The sequence below is a fragment of the Pseudomonas maumuensis genome, from assembly GCF_019139675.1.
Lineage (GTDB): Bacteria > Pseudomonadota > Gammaproteobacteria > Pseudomonadales > Pseudomonadaceae > Aquipseudomonas > Aquipseudomonas maumuensis.
The window spans coordinates 1,461,755-1,475,882 of record NZ_CP077077.1 but is presented as its reverse complement, the minus strand read 5'-3'; the positions used below and the strand labels follow the sequence as shown (position 1 = coordinate 1,475,882).

Annotated in this window: 14 protein-coding genes; 5 read left to right on the top strand and 9 right to left on the bottom strand. The window is 63.5% G+C overall.

Features of this window, described 5'->3' with window-relative positions:
• The first annotated feature begins 70 nt into the window (after positions 1–70).
• Entirely contained in the window at positions 71–946 is an 876-nt protein-coding gene (locus KSS90_RS06860) for a DMT family transporter (protein ID WP_217868725.1), read from the top strand.
• Between the two features lie 41 nt (positions 947–987).
• Here the strand turns inward: KSS90_RS06860 and KSS90_RS06855 are convergent, their stop codons facing one another.
• From KSS90_RS06855 to cysK, 3 genes are all read right to left on the bottom strand, one after another.
• A complete protein-coding gene (locus tag KSS90_RS06855; RefSeq protein ID WP_217868724.1) occupies positions 988–1,869 on the bottom strand; it encodes a DMT family transporter in 882 nt (293 codons plus the stop codon).
• Between the two features lie 381 nt (positions 1,870–2,250).
• Positions 2,251–3,186, bottom strand: a complete 936-nt coding sequence (locus KSS90_RS06850) for an aspartyl/asparaginyl beta-hydroxylase domain-containing protein (RefSeq protein WP_046856670.1) — start codon at positions 3,184–3,186, stop codon at positions 2,251–2,253.
• Positions 3,187–3,342: 156 nt separating this feature from the next.
• Positions 3,343–4,317: a cysteine synthase A gene (cysK, locus tag KSS90_RS06845; RefSeq protein WP_046856671.1), complete on the bottom strand. Its 975-nt coding sequence runs from the start codon at positions 4,315–4,317 to the stop codon at positions 3,343–3,345.
• Positions 4,318–4,451: 134 nt separating this feature from the next.
• On the opposite strand from cysK, the gene KSS90_RS06840 reads away from it, so the two are divergent.
• The 3 genes from KSS90_RS06840 to KSS90_RS06830 all read left to right on the top strand — a co-directional run bounded on the left by KSS90_RS06840 (position 4,452) and on the right by KSS90_RS06830 (position 7,751).
• Entirely contained in the window at positions 4,452–5,525 is a 1,074-nt protein-coding gene (locus KSS90_RS06840; protein WP_217868722.1) for a DUF748 domain-containing protein, read from the top strand.
• A gap of 188 nt (positions 5,526–5,713) precedes the next feature.
• The gene (locus KSS90_RS06835) at positions 5,714–6,559 is read left to right on the top strand and encodes an AAA family ATPase (RefSeq protein WP_186521076.1); all 846 of its coding nucleotides are present in this window, start codon (positions 5,714–5,716) and stop codon (positions 6,557–6,559) included.
• Between the two features lie 13 nt (positions 6,560–6,572).
• A complete protein-coding gene (locus tag KSS90_RS06830; RefSeq protein WP_023629932.1) occupies positions 6,573–7,751 on the top strand; it encodes a vWA domain-containing protein in 1,179 nt (392 codons plus the stop codon).
• A gap of 61 nt (positions 7,752–7,812) precedes the next feature.
• On the opposite strand, the gene KSS90_RS06825 is transcribed toward KSS90_RS06830, so the two are convergent.
• The 5 genes from KSS90_RS06825 to KSS90_RS06805 all read right to left on the bottom strand — a co-directional run bounded on the left by KSS90_RS06825 (position 7,813) and on the right by KSS90_RS06805 (position 12,536).
• Complete coding sequence (locus KSS90_RS06825; protein ID WP_217868720.1) at positions 7,813–8,709, bottom strand: RHS repeat-associated core domain-containing protein; 897 nt, start codon at positions 8,707–8,709, stop codon at positions 7,813–7,815.
• Between the two features lie 123 nt (positions 8,710–8,832).
• Positions 8,833–9,771, bottom strand: a complete 939-nt coding sequence (locus tag KSS90_RS06820; protein ID WP_217868718.1) for a 5-oxoprolinase subunit C family protein — start codon at positions 9,769–9,771, stop codon at positions 8,833–8,835.
• On the bottom strand, positions 9,768–10,463 hold the full coding sequence (gene pxpB, locus KSS90_RS06815) for a 5-oxoprolinase subunit PxpB (protein ID WP_217868716.1): 696 nt from the start codon (positions 10,461–10,463) through the stop codon (positions 9,768–9,770). The genes KSS90_RS06820 and pxpB overlap by 4 nt, the downstream gene beginning before the upstream one ends.
• Entirely contained in the window at positions 10,460–11,239 is a 780-nt protein-coding gene (locus KSS90_RS06810) for a 5-oxoprolinase subunit PxpA (protein WP_217868714.1), read from the bottom strand. The genes pxpB and KSS90_RS06810 overlap by 4 nt, the downstream gene beginning before the upstream one ends.
• A 10-nt stretch (positions 11,240–11,249) precedes the next feature.
• Positions 11,250–12,536: an MFS transporter gene (locus KSS90_RS06805; RefSeq protein ID WP_217868712.1), complete on the bottom strand. Its 1,287-nt coding sequence runs from the start codon at positions 12,534–12,536 to the stop codon at positions 11,250–11,252.
• Positions 12,537–12,665: 129 nt separating this feature from the next.
• Between KSS90_RS06805 and KSS90_RS06800 the strand changes: the two genes are divergently transcribed.
• Complete coding sequence (locus tag KSS90_RS06800; protein ID WP_217868711.1) at positions 12,666–13,577, top strand: LysR family transcriptional regulator; 912 nt, start codon at positions 12,666–12,668, stop codon at positions 13,575–13,577.
• Positions 13,578–13,603: 26 nt separating this feature from the next.
• Here KSS90_RS06800 and KSS90_RS06795 read toward each other — a convergent pair whose 3' ends face one another.
• Positions 13,604–14,125 carry a DUF2937 family protein gene (locus tag KSS90_RS06795; RefSeq protein ID WP_102684379.1) on the bottom strand — a complete coding sequence of 174 codons (522 nt, stop codon included), beginning with the start codon at positions 14,123–14,125 and terminating at the stop codon, positions 13,604–13,606.
• Positions 14,126–14,128: the final 3 nt, after the last annotated feature.

Below are 14,128 nucleotides of genomic sequence, written 5' to 3'. Positions count from 1 at the left end.
CAAGAAAGCACAAGAATCCCCCACGCGCCCTGACGTACACTCGCGCCCTGCCCTACCGCCGGAGACCACCGTGAGCCCCATTGCCCTCGCCCGCCTGCTGACCCTTGCCGCTGTCTGGGGCGCCAGCTTCCTGTTCATGCGCATCATTGCCCCCGAGCTGGGCACCGTGCCGACCGCCTTCTTCCGCGTGTCGATCGCATGCCTGGGTCTGATCGCCATCCTCGCCGCCGCCCGTGTGCGTTGGGACTTCGAGGGCAAGCTGGGCGCCTGCCTGGTGCTGGGCATGATCAACTCGGGCATTCCGGCCACATTCTATTCCGTGGCAGCGCAGGTGCTGCCGGCGGGCTATTCGGCGATCTTCAACGCCACCACGCCGCTGATGGGCGTGCTGATCGGCGCCTTGTTCTTCCGCGAAGCCATGACCCTGCCCAAGCTCTGCGGGATCTTCCTCGGGCTGTTCGGTGTCGGCATTCTCAGCGGTGCTGGCCCGGTGGCATTGGATATGGCCCTGGTGCAAGGCGCACTGGCCTGCCTGGCCGCCACCACCTGCTACGGCTTCGCCGGCTTCCTGGCAAGGCGCTGGGTCGGCACGCTGGACAGCCGTCTGTCGGCGCTGGGCAGCATGCTCGGCGCCACCTTGCTGCTCAGCCCGCTGTTCGTCTGGAGCGCCATGAGCCAGCCGCCCGCCAGCTGGGGCGGCTGGCAGGTGTGGCTGTCGCTGCTGGGCCTGGGGCTGTTGTGTACGGCGTTCGCCTACATCCTGTACTTCCGCCTGCTGAACGAAATCGGGCCGGTAAAGGCCAGCACCGTGACCTTCCTGATCCCGGTGTTCGGCGTGCTGTGGGGCGCATGGCTGCTGGATGAGCCGCTGTCGATGGCGCACCTGTATGGCGGTCTGCTGATCGGTGCGGCGCTGTGGTTGGTGCTGCGCCCGGCACGGCACTGAAAAAGGGGAGCGGGCTTGCCCCGCTCCCACTGCTCGCTGACTCAGGCCTCGGCCGTGCGCAACGCAGGTTTACGGAACACGAACAGCAAGCCGATCACGATCAGCGCCATCCCCAGCAGGCTGAGGGGCGCCAGGCGGTTGCCGAAGATGATGAAATCCATCACCGCCGTGACCGCCGGCACCAGGTAGAACAGGCTGGTGACATTGACCAGGTTGCCCCTTGCGATCAGCCGGTACAGCAACAGCGTGGCCAGTAGCGAGACCACCAACCCCATCCACAGCAGCGCGCCAAGGAAACTGACATTCCATTGGACATGCAGCGGCTGGAACGGCGCGAACACCGCGCACATTGCGAAGCCCGCTAAGTATTGCAAGGGCAAGGTGCCCATGGGGTTGTCGGTAATGCGTTTCTGCAGGATCGAGCCCAAGGTCATGCTGGCCAGCGCCAGCAGGGCGAACAGCATCCCGGTGAGGGATACCCCACCCAGGTTGATGCCCTGGTAGACCACCATTACCAGGCCACCCAAGCCAAGCCCCAGGCCGAACAGACGGCTCCAGGAACGCTGACGCTCCATCAGCGCCACAGTCAGGATCGGTTGTACGCCCATGACCGTGGCCATGACGCCGGGCGTGACATGGGTGTTCAGCGCCAGCAGGTAGAAGATCTGGTAGGCGCCGAGCAATACGCAGCCGGTCCCCAGGGCGCGAACAATGCCGCCCCGGGTACGTGGCCAACGTAATCCGAGCAACGGACCGATCAACAGCAGACCGAAAAGCGCCAGGGCCGAACGCAGCAGCAGGAAGGCGAAGGGGCTGGCCTGGGCCAGGCCGAGCTTGGAGACAATCGCCCCGCTGCTCCACAGCAGGACGAACAGGCTGGTCGTGGCCGCCGAGGCCACGGATGCTTTGTTGAGGACAGACATGTATGCCACCTGTATACGGGCAAATGAGCCGTACGGAGGGCCTATCGCGACTTGCGGGGATAGCCGACCGTGTTCAGTAGGTTGCGAGTGCGGTGGGGAGCGGCCAGCGGCCGGTCAGCCCAGCACCACGACTGCGCAAGGAGGCGGAGCTACGCCGCCTACCACGCCACTGACAGGTGGTGGATAGTGACTGATCATGGCCGGCTGCTGGCTGCCACGCACGACCACGCCCGCGACAGGCGCGAGAACGTAAGCGGTGGTGGAAGGAATGGCTGGCATGAACAGGTCTTCGGGGAAGAGAGTGTTTCGGAATATAGCGGGGGAATCATCGCGGGGCAAGCCTGCTTGCACAAGGTGCGAAAGCAGGCCTGCTCAACCGGATCAGAACAACCAGTGGTACAGGGCGTAGGCGACGACAACCGCCAGCACCGGCCGCAGCACGCGGTAGGCCTTGGGGTTGGCACGCTTGAACTGCTTGACCCGGGTGCTGATGACATTGCTGAAGCGCTTGCTCCAGGCATAGGCCTGGTTGATCCCGCCGACACGCTCGTCATCGGTGTTCTGCGGCGCGGTGGCGCGGCCGAGGAAGGCACTGACCTTGCGGTTGATGCGGGTCATCAGCGGGCTGTTGAGCGGGCGCTCGACGTCGCAGAACAGGATCACGCGGGTGACCTCGGTCTCGTTCTTGACCCAGTGCACGAAGGTCTCGTCGAACATCACGTCCTCGCCGTCGCGCCAGGCGTAGGGCTGGCCATCAACGTAGATGCGGCAGTTGTCGGAATTCGGCGTGGACAGCCCCAGGTGATAGCGCAGGGAGCCGGCAAACGGGTCGCGGTGCGGGTTCAGGTGGCTGCCGCCGGGCAACAGGGCGAACATCGCGCCCTTGACGTTGGGGATGCTGCTGACCAGCTCGACGGTCTTCGGGCACAGCGCTTCGGCGGACGGCAGCGGTTTGTCGTACCACTTCAAATAGAAGCGCTTCCAGCCCTTCTTGAAGAACGAACCGAAGCCGGCGTCGTTGTCTTTTTCCGCCGCGCGGATGTAACCCTCGTCGAACAGGCGCATGGCCTCTTCGCGGATCACCTCCCAGTTGTCCTTGAGCACATCCAGCTCGGGGAAGCGCTGGCGGTCCAGGTACGGCTTGGAAGGCACGCCGGAGAACAGGTACATCAGGCTGTTGTAGGGGGCGAACAGCGCCGAATGGTTGACGAACTGGCGCAGCACCGGCAGGCGTGCCTTGCCGCGCAGGTGCACGAACAGCACACTGCCGAAGAACACCAGCAGGACACCGGCCTTGGCGACGAAGGAAAAGGTCATGCAACACTCCTTGGAGGGGAAATCAGGCCATCCCCAGATAGCCGGACATCATAAACCCATCAGGAGCAGCTGCAAGCCAGAAGCTGCAAGCGGCAAGCTCAAGCTGATCCGCGTCAATACGGCCATGCCTTCGACTTGCAGCTTGCAGCGTGTCGCTTACTGCTGGTTCTCCTGCTCGGTGAACAGATCGCTGAACAGCATGCTCGACAGGTAACGCTCGCCCGAATCCGGCAGGATCACCACGATGGTCTTGCCCTGCATCTCCGGTTTCTCGGCCAGGCGCACCGCCGCTGCCATCGCGGCGCCGCAAGAGATGCCGCAGAGGATGCCCTCCTCCTGCATCAGGCGGATGGCCATGGCCTTGGACTCTTCCTCGGTCACCGTCTCGACCTGGTCGACGATCGACAGGTCGAGGTTCTTCGGCACGAAGCCGGCGCCGATACCCTGGATCTTGTGCGGGGTGGGCTTGAGCTCCTCGCCGGCCAGGGTCTGGCTGATCAGTGGCGAGTTCACCGGTTCCACCGCCACCGACAGGATCGCCTTGCCCTGGGTGTGCTTGATGTAGCGCGACACGCCGGTGATGGTGCCACCGGTGCCGACGCCGGCAACCAGCACGTCGACCGCGCCATCGGTGTCGTTCCAGATTTCCGGGCCGGTGGTCTTTTCGTGGATGGCCGGGTTGGCCGGGTTGTCGAACTGGCCCGGCAGGAAGTGCTGCGCAGGGTCGGAGGCGACGATCTCATTGGCCTTCTCGATGGCACCCTTCATGCCCTTGGCCTTGTCGGTCAGCACTAGCTCGGCGCCCAGCGCTTTGAGCACCTTGCGCCGTTCCAGGCTCATCGAGTCGGGCATGGTCAGCACCAGCTTGTAGCCACGGGCGGCGGCGACGAAGGCCAGGCCGATGCCGGTATTGCCCGAGGTGGGCTCGACGATGGTCATGCCCGGCTTGAGTTTGCCGCTGCTCTCGGCGTCCCAGATCATGTTCGCGCCGATCCGGCACTTCACCGAGTAGCCAGGGTTGCGCCCTTCGGTCTTGGCCAGGATGGTCACGCCACGCGGGGCAATGCGGTTGATCTGCACCAGCGGCGTGTTGCCGATGGAATGGGCGTTGTCGGCGTAGATACGGCTCATGGCGGCGGTCCTTGAACAGGAAAAAAGTGCAGGGAAAACCCTGAGGGTAAGCCTGCAATCGGTGAGCGTAAAGCCCGTTCGAACTCGACGAAACGCCCTGCGGTCAACCGCACATGCTGCCGTGGAGAAACCCGATGAAAGCGCGCTACCGCTGGCCACTGGTCGGCTTCGCCAGCCTGGTCGCACTGCTGGTGGCCCTGCACCTGGCCTTGCCTTACCTGGTGCGTGACTACCTCAACGACAAGCTGGCCGACATGGGCGACTACCGCGGCGAGGTCCGCGACGTCGACTTGGCGTGGTGGCGTGGCGCCTACCAGATCAATGGCCTGAAGATCGTCAAGGTCAGCGGCAAGGTGCCGGTGCCGCTGCTCGAAGCGCCGCTGATCGACCTGTCGGTGAGCTGGCACTCGCTGTGGTACGACCGCGCCGTGGTCGCCGAAGTGACCTTCGTACGCCCCGAACTCAATTTCGTCGACGGCGGCAACAAACAGAACTCTCAGACCGGCCAAGGCACCGACTGGCGCCAGCAACTGGAAAAACTGCTGCCGATCACCCTGAACGACGTGCGCATCGAACAAGGCACCCTCACCTTCCGCAACTTCAATTCCAGCCCGCCGGTGGACCTCAAGGCCACCCAACTGGACGCAAGCATCCGCAACCTGACCAACGTGCGCGACGAAAAGGGCCGGCGCGATGCCCGCTTCGACGGGACAGCGCTGCTGCTGGGCGATGCAAAGGTGGAAAGCCGCGCCACCTTCGACCCCTTCAGCGACTTCGACGACTTCCAGTTCCGCCTGCGCGCCACCGGCATCGAACTGCGCCGGCTGAACGACTTCGCCAGTGCCTACGGCAAGTTCGACTTCAATGCCGGACATGGCGACGTGGTGATCGAGGCCGAGGCCGAGAACGGCCGGCTCAAGGGCTACATCAAGCCGCTGTTGCGCGATGTCGATGTATTTAATTGGCAGCAGGACGTGGAAGACAAGGACAAAGGCTTTTTGCGCTCGATATGGGAAGCCGTCGTGGGTGCTACGGAGACCGTGCTCAAGAACCAGCCGAAAAACCAGTTCGCCACCCGCGTGGAACTCAGCGGCAGCGTGCATCAACAGGACATCAGCGCCTTCGAGGCGTTCCTGCAGATCCTGCGCAACGGCTTCATCCAGGCGTTCAATGCACGCTACGAGCAGCCCGCGCCCAAATCCGACTGAGCCTTGGGTGACGGACCATTCAGGGACTGAATACCCGGTCTGCGTTTTCACGCGTCGGGCGTGGCGTTATAGTCGCTGACACATCAGTAAACATGTATTGCCTGGGCCGGCCCTATCGCCGGCAAGCCGGCTCCTAGGGGGCGGCTTTGCCCGCAATGACGCCAGCCAGCCACCCAGAGGATCGGTTAATGAAGTTCGAAGGCACCCGCGACTACGTCGCCACAGACGACCTTAAGCTGGCGGTCAACGCGGCCATCACCCTGGAGCGTCCGCTGCTGGTCAAGGGCGAGCCGGGCACCGGCAAGACCATGCTCGCCGAGCAACTGGCCGCCTCTTTCGGCGCGCGCCTGATCACCTGGCACATCAAATCGACCACCAAGGCTCACCAGGGCCTGTATGAATACGACGCGGTCAGCCGCCTGCGCGACTCGCAATTGGGCGTGGACAAAGTCCACGACGTACGCAACTACCTGAAGAAAGGCAAGCTGTGGGAGGCCTTCGAGGCCGACGAGCGGGTAATCCTGCTGATCGACGAGATCGACAAGGCCGACATCGAATTCCCCAACGACCTGTTGCAGGAACTCGACAAGATGGAGTTCTACGTCTACGAAATCGACGAGACCATCAAGGCCAAGCAGCGCCCGATCATCATCATCACCTCCAACAACGAAAAGGAGCTGCCTGACGCCTTCCTGCGCCGCTGCTTCTTCCACTACATCGCCTTCCCCGACCGCGACACCCTGCAACGCATCGTCGACGTGCATTACCCGAATATCAGCCAGTCGCTGGTCAGCGAAGCGCTGGACGTGTTCTTCGACGTGCGCAAGGTGCCAGGCCTGAAGAAAAAGCCCTCCACCTCCGAGCTGGTCGACTGGCTCAAGCTGCTGATGGCCGACAACATCGGCGAGGCGGTGCTGCGCGAGCGCGACCCGACCAAGGCCATCCCACCGCTGGCTGGGGCCCTGGTGAAGAACGAACAGGACGTGACGCTGCTCGAGCGCCTGGCCTTCATGAGCCGGCGCGGCAACCGCTGACGGGAGCCGGGCCATGCTGCTCAACCTGTTCAATGAAATGCGCGCGGCCAAGGTGCCGGTCTCGGTGCGCGAACTGCTCGACTTGCACCATGCCTTGCAAAAAGGTGTGGTGTTTGCCGACATGGACGCCTTCTACTACCTGGCCCGCGCTATCCTGGTGAAGGACGAACGGCACTTCGACAAGTTCGACCGCGCCTTCGCCGCCTACTTCAAGGGCCTGGAAAACCTCGACCGGCATATCGAGGCGTTGATCCCCGACGAGTGGCTGCGCAAGGAGTTCGAGCGCTCGCTCACCGACGAGGAACGGGCGCAGATCCAGTCCCTGGGCGGGCTGGACAAGCTGATCGAGGAGTTCAAGAAGCGCCTCGAGGAACAGAAGGAACGCCACGCCGGCGGCAACAAATGGATCGGCACCGGTGGCACCAGCCCGTTCGGCTCGGGCGGCTTCAACCCCGAGGGCATCCGCGTCGGCGAGGCCGGCAAGCGCCAGGGCAAGGCGGTGAAGGTCTGGGACCAACGCGAATACAAGAACCTCGACGACCAGGTCGAGCTGGGCACACGCAACATCAAGCTGGCCCTGCGCCGGCTGCGCAAGTTCGCCCGCGAAGGCGCCGCCGAAGAGCTGGACATCGACGGAACCATCGACCACACCGCCCGTGACGCCGGCCTGCTGAACATCCAGATGCGCCCCGAACGACGCAACACGGTAAAGCTGCTGTTGCTGTTCGACATCGGCGGCTCGATGGATGCCCACATCAAGGTGTGCGAGGAACTGTTCTCGGCCTGCAAGACCGAGTTCAAGCACCTGGAGTACTACTACTTCCACAACTTCGTCTACGAGTCGGTGTGGAAGAACAACCTGCGCCGCACCTCGGAGCGCTTCTCCACCTTCGACCTGCTGCACAAGTACGGCGACGATTACAAAGTGATCTTCGTCGGCGACGCAGCCATGGCACCCTACGAGATCACCCAGCCGGGCGGCAGCGTCGAGCACTGGAACGAAGAGGCCGGGTACGTGTGGATGCAGCGCTTCATGGAGAAGTTCAGGAAGATCATCTGGATCAACCCGTATCCCAAGCAGGCCTGGGACTACACCGCCTCGACCCATCTGGTGCGGGACCTGATCGAGGACAAGATGTATCCGTTGACGTTGCAGGGGTTGGAAGACGGGATGCGGTACCTGTCAAAGTAAACTCCAAGAGGGGGGCTGCGCTTATCGATGAAGGCACTGCAGCCCCTCACTCATCTGAAACTCAAGAGCTTGTCGGATTTAAAGTCTGGTTGAAGTTACTAGCATACCAGTCATCGGCGGCGATAATTTCACCCTGCCTAAGGGACTCAATTCTCCGCGCCAAAATATTCTGGACTTTTTTACCGGCGTTCTTAGCGTTAACTGCATTTCCTGCCAATTCTGGAAGTTTTGGAGCCTGGCCAGGCTCATATTTTTGGCCAGCCGCCAGCCAACTCAAAACCTTTGCATCCACAGCTGCAATACCATGCGGTCCTTGCCACGTGAAACTGAATTGCCCTCCAGACTCAACAGCGGCATTGCCACTCACCACCAAATTAAATGCATTTTTCGTCACGGCAACCAGAACATTTCGCGCCTGATAAGAATAAGCACCGATCAAAGAATCAAAATTGCCAATGCCCACCTGTTCTACGACCGCCCCGACATTACCTCGCTTAAATTCTCGCTTCAGTCCGTAGGGATCCACATCTTCAGCCATACCCAGGTTTCTGAACGGAGTTAACGCCCCCGCATCAAAAACTTTTCTTTGCATTTTTGAATTGACTGCATGAGCCAATTTTGGCGGTAAACCCAATCGACCGGACGGGTCGACGTTATTTATCGGATCACCATTGCAATAGGTGTAAGCATTGATGCCCCCTTTGCCGAATGGGCTCATCGCATCTGCAGACAAAAACCGCAACAAGGAAGGACTGTACAAACGGTAACCTTTACCCAACAGATAACCATCGACACCGGCGTCCCAGTACTCTCCATTAAAGGCAAGAGCAACTGCCTTCCCCGCATTTGCGCAGTAGCCATAGGCACTGTATGCAGGCTGCATGGCAGCGGGCTGGCCAGCCATTATCGAATCGGCCCTGTCGACAGCTAACAGTTCAATCTGGCATTGGGCAGTCATTGGCGCCCCCGCTCCGACCACAAATGAGTAGTACGGGTAAATACTGACAAGAGGCACCGAGTGCTGCAACTGACAAAACTACCAGATGGCTGCAAGTAAACCGCGCAGTTTTATACTCAACGACTACTGCCAGCGCTCGCTATAAGCTTTCACCTCGATCCACGCCTGCTCCTGTACCACCGCCCGAAACCGTATCGCAGTCCCCGGCATGCACTGCGCCAGTTGCGCCAGAGCCAGCGGCGTCAACGCCCCCAGCCGTGGATACCCACCGATGGTCTGCCGGTCGTTAAGCAGTACGATCGGCTGCCCGTCCGGCGGCACCTGCACGGCGCCGAGCGGGATTCCCTCGGAGATCATCGGCGCGCCCTGGTAAACCAGTTGCGGCCCGAGCAGGCGAATGCCCATGCGGTCGGCACGGCTGTCCAGCGTCCAGTCACGGTTGAACGCCTCGAACAGGCTGGTGCCGCTGAAATCGCCTATCTGCGCCCCCATCACCAGGTCCAGCACAGGCTTGTCCGCATACACCGGCCGCAATGCTTCAGGCACGTGAGAGCGGCGGTTCGGCGCCCCGACTTGCCCCGCGATGGCTCCGGCAGCATGCAGTACCTCCCCTTTCAGCAACGCCCGGCCCTGGCCATCAACCCCGCCCAGCTCTTCCCGAACCACCGTGGCACAACTCCCCAGCACCGACTCGCCCACGAACCCGCCCGGCACCGCCAGATAAGCACGTACCCCTTGGCGAGGCTGACGCAGCGTCAGCTGCTGGCCTTTGCCGAGGTTGAAGCTGGTCCAGGGCGCCACAGCCTGCCCGTCGACCTGCGCATCCAGGTCGGCCCCGGCCAACGCCAGCATGCAATCTTCCTCGGCAACCACACTGAAGCCTCCGAGGGCGATTTCCACCACTGCGCTGTCCAGGGTATTGCCCAGCAACCAGTTGGCCCAGCGCATCGCCACCCAATCCAGCGCGCCGCCCTGGGTCACCCCCAGATGCCGCACGCCGAAGCGCCCACCATCCTGCAATTGGCACAGCGCGGTGCTGGCCTCGATCCTCAACTGGCTCATACCTGGGCCTCCAGCGGGCTGTCGTCGCCGCCCAGGTTGATGAACTCGGCGTGCCCGACCGCCACGAAACGGACCCGGTCGCCTGGCTGCAACAGGCTATAGCCCTCGCGCTCGCGGTCGAACAGGCGCACCGGCGTCCGTCCGATCAGGTTCCAGCCGCCCGGCGACACCGCCGGATACGCGGCGGTCTGGCGTTCGGCAATGCCGACGCTGCCCGCTGCCACACGCTTGCGCGGGGTACTCAGGCGCGGTGTGGCCAGGCGCTCGTCGACCAGGCCCATGAAGCCGAAGCCCGGTGCGAACCCCAGCGCGAACACCGGGTAATCACGGCCACTATGCACGTCGATCACCTCGGCCTCGCTCAGCCCGCTTCGCGCAGCCAGCACCGGCAACTCGGGGCCGACGCTGACGTGGTACCACACTGGGATCTCGTGCCGGCGCCCGGCCTGTCCGGCATCCGGCCGCAGGCCCTCCAGTGCGTGCAGGATGCGCCGGCGCGCTTCGCCCGGCGCCAGGTCGAACTGCATCATCAGCGTGGTGTAGGACGGCACCAGGTCGATCAACTGTTGGCCGAAAGCTTCCCGCAAGCGCTGGCTGGCGGCGAGAATCCACGGCATGTTGCCTTCATCGATGGCATCGAACAGCCGCACCATCAGGCTGTCGACGGCCACCACTTCGATACGTGGGGTCATGCCTGCTCCAGCGCGTCGAGTGCCTGGCGAATCTGGCGTACCGCGGCCACGGAGCCATCGTTGTCGCCATGCACGCACAAGGTGCTGGCGTTCAACCGCACCTCGCTGCCATCGTCGGCCACCAGGGCCTCGCCCTTGGCCAGGCGCAAGGCCTGCTCGACCACCAGCGCCGGATCATGGTGTACCGCGTTCGGCAAGCGCCGCGACATCAGGTGCCCGCTGGCGGTGTAGCCACGGTCGGCGAAGGCTTCAAACCACAACGGCACGCCGATCTCGTCGCCCAGGGCCTGGGCGGCGCTGTCGTCGGCGGTGGCCATGAGCATCAACGGCAGGCCGCTGTCGAATGCCGCCACGGCCTCGAGCACGGTGCGCAGGATGGCCGGGTTGGCCATCATGTCGTTGTACAGCGCGCCATGGGGCTTGACGTAGGCCACCCGGCCACCGAGCACTTTGCAGATGCCGTCCAGGGCGCCGATCTGGTAGTGCAGCAGGTCGCGGATCTCGTCGCTGCTGCAGGCCATGGAGCGGCGGCCGAAGCCTGCCAGGTCCGGGTAGGCCGGGTGCGCGCCGATGGCCACCCGGTGCTCCAGGGCCAGGGCCACGGTGCGGCGCATGGTGCCGGGGTCGCCGGCGTGGTAGCCGCAGGCGATGTTGGCGCAGTCGATGAACGGCATGACCTTGGCATCCTGGCCCATGCGCCAGTTGCCGAAGCTCTCGCCCATGTCGCAATTGAGTAGCAGGCGTTTCACCTGGCGGACCTCCGTATCAATGTTCATGGTGCCTACCTTAGCGCGCCTGGAGCGCTTTGCCGCGGGTTTCCGGCAGGCTCAGCGCGGCCAGGATCACCACACCGTAGGACACCGCGGCGAAGGCGCCAATCCCCAGGCCCAACGGCACTTTCTCGCCGAGCAGGCCGATCAGCAGCGGGAACATGGCCGCGATGACCTTGCCGATGTTGTAGCAGAAGCCCTGCCCCGAGCCACGGATACGGGTGGGGAACAGCTCGGTGAGGAACGAACCCATGCCGCTGAAGATGCCCGAGGCGAAGAAGCCCAGCGGGAAGCCCAGCCACAGCATCACGTTGTCGCTGACCGGCATCTGCGTGTAGAGCAGGACGATGACGAACGAGCCCACGGCGAACAGGATGAAGTTCTTCCGCCGCCCCAGCAGGTCGCAGAGGTAGGCACTGACCACATAGCCGATGTAGGAGCCGACGATGACCATCGCCAGGTAGCCGCCGGTACCGAGCACGCTCAGGCCGCGCTCGTTCTTGAGGAAGGTAGGCAGCCACGAGGTGATGGCGTAGTAGCCGCCCAGGGCACCAGTAGTCAGCAGCGAGGCGCGGATCGTGGTCCAGAGCATGCCGGGGGCGAAGATCTCGTAGAAATGCGAGGGTGCGGCAACCGTCTCGGCGGCCTTGGCCTCGCGGTAGACCTCCGGGTCCTTGACCAGGCGCCGCACGAAGATCACGAAGATCGCTGGCAGCAACCCGAGCAGAAACAGCGCGCGCCAGGCCTGCTCGGCCGGTAGCCAGGAGAACAGCAAGGCATAGAGGATCGCCGTCAGCCCCCAGCCGATGGCCCAGCCCGACTGCACCATGCCCACCGCCTTGCCGCGGTCCTGGGCACGGATCACCTCGCCGATCAGTACCGCGCCGGCGGTCCATTCGCCGCCGAAGCCGAAGCCCATCAGGGTACGGGCGATCAACAGCTGCTCATAGCTCTGGGCGAAACCGCAGAGGAAGGTGAAAAATGCGAACCACAGCACCGTCAGTTGCAAAGTGCGCACCCGCCCGATGCGGTCGGAGAGGATACCGGCGATCCAGCCGCCCAGGGCCGAGGCGATCAGCGTGCTGGTATGGATCAGCCCGGCTTCGGCGGTGCTGATGCCCCACAGCATGATCAGTGTGGGGATGACGAAGCTCAGCATCTGGGTGTCCATGCCGTCCAGGCCGTAGCCGATCTTGCAGCTCCAGAAGGTGCGTCGTTGCTGGGAATCGATGTCGCGGTACCAGGCGAAAGGGCCGCTCGAGGTTCGGGCGGGGGCCTGCTGCTGCACGCCGGTCGGGTTCATGGTTGCCTCGGCTTGTTGGTATTGTTCTATGGGCGACGTCGGACGTCGCGGCCTGGGCACCATGTTCAGAGGCCGCGCCCGGCACGTCCAACGAGAAAATCCGCCGGTCTGGAACAAGAAAAACTGATCATGAACCTCCGTTTCCTCGAAACCTTCGTCTGGGTCGCCCGGCTCAAGAGCTTCCGCCTCACCGCCGAGAAGCTGTTCACCACCCAGGCCTCGGTGTCCAGCCGCATCGCCGCGCTGGAGGCCGACCTGGGCGTGAAACTGCTGTTGCGCGATTCGCGCGGGGTCAGCCTGACACCCGAGGGCGCCAAAGTGCTGGAATATGCCGAACGCATGCTCGACACCGCCAAAGCCATGAAGCAGTCGCTGGACAGCGACCGGACCAAGACCGGGCGCATTCGCCTGGGGGTCATGGATACGGTCATCCACACCTGGATGAGCGCGCTGGTGGCGGAGCTGGGCGAGCGCTATCCGCAGGTGGAGATCGAGCTGGTGGCCGATACCGCGCTGAACCTGCGCGAGCAGTTGCAGAAGGGTTTTCTCGAGGTGATCCTGCAGACCGACCTGCTGCGTGAACAGTCGATCCGCAGCCAGGACCTGGCGCGCTACCCGATGGGCTGGATCGTCGCGGCAGGCTCCCCGCACCACCGCACCTACGCCTCGCTGACGGAGCTGGCCCGCGAGCGCATCGTCACCTTCTCGAAGAATTCACGACCGCACCAGGAGGTGCTCGGCCTGCTGCAGGCCGCCGGGGCCGACGCGCCACGCCTGAACTGCGTGAACTCGGTGGCGGCGATCACCCGCCTGCTGCGCGATGGTTTCGGCATCGGCGCGCTGCCACCGGCGCTGGTCGATGGCGAACTGAACAGGGGCGAGTTGGTGTTGCTGGAAGGCTTGCAGCCACCGCCAAGCCTGGAGCTGGTGGTGGCCTGGCAGACCGGCGTGGCGCTGGTGGACGAGGTGGTAGGCGTGTGCCGACAGGTGCTGGAGCGCTATGCGCGGGATGTGGGCGGGCAGCGGATTGTGTTGGTCTGAGCAACTCTGCCGCAGGGCCGGAAAAACTAGCGCCAGCTTTCCTTCACCACCTTGCGCCGCCCACCGAGGATCACCCAGCCAATCACCAGCAACAGGCTCTCGACCACGAACGCCAGCACAAACCCGCTGCCGATCCCCCAGCCGATAGCCTCGGGCACCAGCAGGATCTGGTAGCTGTAGCCCTTGAGCGTCTCTTCGCGCAGCGTCGGCTCCGGCTGCACCAGCACATGCCAGGTACGGCTCACCCACGAGCCTTGCAGGGCCTGCCATTCATGCTCCAGCGCCTGGTTGCGGATCAGCAGGCTTTCGATGCTGTTGGCATCGCTGTTGAACACCGGATCGTCGCTGCCGCGGTAATGCCGCACCAGCGCCTGCAGGTCGCCGTTGAAAAAGCGCTGCGCGGTCTGGCGGAAGCCGTCCAGGGCCTGGCGCGACTCGAGCAGGTGCGCCTCGACGCGCTGGCTGTAGTCCTTGACCAGCCCCGGCACCTGGAGACCGGCCAGCAGGCCGAAGGTGAACAACAGCAAACGCAGGTAACTTCTGAACATGGA

Coding starts and splice junctions, on each gene's coding strand:
- KSS90_RS06795 (WP_102684379.1), bottom strand. CDS start 14,125: ATGTTCAGAAGTTACCTGCGTTTGCTGTTGTTCACCTTCGGCCTGCTG.
- KSS90_RS06820 (WP_217868718.1), bottom strand. CDS start 9,771: ATGAGCCAGTTGAGGATCGAGGCCAGCACCGCGCTGTGCCAATTGCAG.
- KSS90_RS06805 (WP_217868712.1), bottom strand. CDS start 12,536: ATGAACCCGACCGGCGTGCAGCAGCAGGCCCCCGCCCGAACCTCGAGC.
- KSS90_RS06830 (WP_023629932.1), top strand. CDS start 6,573: ATGCTGCTCAACCTGTTCAATGAAATGCGCGCGGCCAAGGTGCCGGTC.
- KSS90_RS06840 (WP_217868722.1), top strand. CDS start 4,452: ATGAAAGCGCGCTACCGCTGGCCACTGGTCGGCTTCGCCAGCCTGGTC.
- pxpB (WP_217868716.1), bottom strand. CDS start 10,463: ATGACCCCACGTATCGAAGTGGTGGCCGTCGACAGCCTGATGGTGCGG.
- KSS90_RS06850 (WP_046856670.1), bottom strand. CDS start 3,186: ATGACCTTTTCCTTCGTCGCCAAGGCCGGTGTCCTGCTGGTGTTCTTC.
- KSS90_RS06825 (WP_217868720.1), bottom strand. CDS start 8,709: ATGACTGCCCAATGCCAGATTGAACTGTTAGCTGTCGACAGGGCCGAT.
- KSS90_RS06835 (WP_186521076.1), top strand. CDS start 5,714: ATGAAGTTCGAAGGCACCCGCGACTACGTCGCCACAGACGACCTTAAG.
- KSS90_RS06810 (WP_217868714.1), bottom strand. CDS start 11,239: ATGAACATTGATACGGAGGTCCGCCAGGTGAAACGCCTGCTACTCAAT.
- KSS90_RS06800 (WP_217868711.1), top strand. CDS start 12,666: ATGAACCTCCGTTTCCTCGAAACCTTCGTCTGGGTCGCCCGGCTCAAG.
- KSS90_RS06855 (WP_217868724.1), bottom strand. CDS start 1,869: ATGTCTGTCCTCAACAAAGCATCCGTGGCCTCGGCGGCCACGACCAGC.
- cysK (WP_046856671.1), bottom strand. CDS start 4,317: ATGAGCCGTATCTACGCCGACAACGCCCATTCCATCGGCAACACGCCG.